Here is a 1,875-nt window from a genome sequence, read left to right on the forward strand (position 1 = left end):
GGTGCCTAGTGTAGTAAATAGATCAAAATTATAAAAAAGACCACCGTTTTCAATGTAAAATGGAAGTACCTATCACAGAACTTCCAATTACTAAACCTCACCACAAGGAGTTGAAAACGATGGTATATACACCATTCAATCATATTCAAGGGAAAAACGGAAGTCGATGGGCTAAGTTTATTCGGGAAACAGGAGCTGATCATCTATTAATTGTGGCAATAGACGCAGCTAAGTTTACACATAAGGCAATGTTGAGTTCCTTCTATGGAGATATCTTGGTTCGACCGTTTGATTTTGATGCATCGCTTTCTGGCTTTGAGTTGGTTAAGAAAAAGATAGAAGAAGTGATGAATGCTCATGAAATAGAAGAAGTGGTTGTGGGCATTGAGACAACTGGTCATTATTACGAGGATCTGGTCCGTCGTTGTCATCAGGAGGGCTATCATGTGCGTGTGGTGAATGCAGCCACTACATCACAGGAAAGACAAGCTCTTTTAAATTGGTCGAAAACAGACAATATAGACTTGATGGCCATTGTCCAATCTATTATTCATGGGAGGGGGACATCTAGTGAACTGCCCTCTGGGTCGGTTCATAATTTGCAAAAATTAACACGTTCCCGCAGGGAATTAGTTGATGAGCGAACAGCTACTCAAAACCTAATTCGCGTCCATTTAGATCATGTATTTAGAGAAATGCAGGGGAAAAGTATATGGAAAAACGGAAAACGTGAATATGTAAAACCTTTTTCCAGCCTCTTTGGGAAAGCAGCTCGCTATCTTATGAGGCACCACCCACATCCCAGTGATATTCTGAAACTGGGGAAAGAAGGTCTCCGTGCCCTTTCTATCTGCGAAAACCTGAAGCTGCGAGACCATTCGATTCAAATCCTTCTTGAGTTTGCCTCGAACTCCATATCTCGTTCGAAGGATAAGGTGGAGGCAGATATATTTCTATTAAATCAAAAACTGGATCGATTAGATTTATTAGACGATCAGATTCGGGTGCTTGAGAAAAAAATAGAAGAATTGTTTATTCAGACAGAAGGTGCTGTACTTCTTACTGTACCTGGAATTGCAGTTAACACTGGGGCAGAATTGTATGCCGAAATGGGAGATCTATCAGATTTTGATCATGCTGGACAATTGATTAAGCTGGCAGGAACCAACCCTATTGTGAAACAGTCTGGAGGAAAGAGGCCTTCGCACTACAAGATCTCTAAACAGGGAAGGCGGACGTTTCGCAATGTCACTTACCAAGTAGGAAGATCACTTTCTGTTAATAATCCAGCATTAAAAGAGAAATATTTAGCCTTAAAAGAGCGTGGAAAGCACCCGAATCAAGCATATATTGCAATAGGGAATAAAATGATTCGTCTCGCCTTTTCCATGATTAAAAACCAAACCCTCTATCAAACGAACCAAGAAAATTATGTATTATTAACCGAATTAAAAAAGAAACTGCGCGCAGCCAATGTCCAACTCTTTTATGATCGGTATGTTTTAGCGAATGCCCTTTCATCTGCTTAAGTAATTTGATTCATTTTTGGATTAACGAGGTATGACCTTAAATAAAAATGGAGCTCCTCTAGGACGTTAGATCACATAGGAGTATGGTGCCTGAGGCGAAGAGACCTCGCGGGTCAGCGTTATGGATCTTGTCCTTCAAATACGAATAATACGTGAAAAGTGGAGTTTATACTTGCTAGGTGGTATCCCTGTAGGATGAAAAACAAGATCCTTTCACGTTCTAGAGGAGTTCTATTATAATTCTGTGGTAGTGGAACTTTTCAAAAATTGGAAATTGAGAGTTTTACTTAAGGTCGGTCTTTTTTATCTTAATTGGACCCTTGACTTATTTGCCATTATACGCTGA

1 protein-coding gene is annotated in these 1,875 nt (G+C 39.8%); it reads left to right on the top strand.

Features of this window, described 5'->3' with window-relative positions; all coding sequences use genetic code 11:
- Positions 1-59: 59 nt before the first annotated feature.
- Positions 60-1,529, top strand: coding sequence for an IS110 family RNA-guided transposase (locus AC6CHU_RS25820; protein WP_498123156.1), 1,470 nt, complete (start codon positions 60-62; stop codon positions 1,527-1,529).
- Positions 1,530-1,875 lie beyond the last annotated feature (346 nt).

This window comes from Cytobacillus sp. GQ23 (assembly GCF_059758675.1).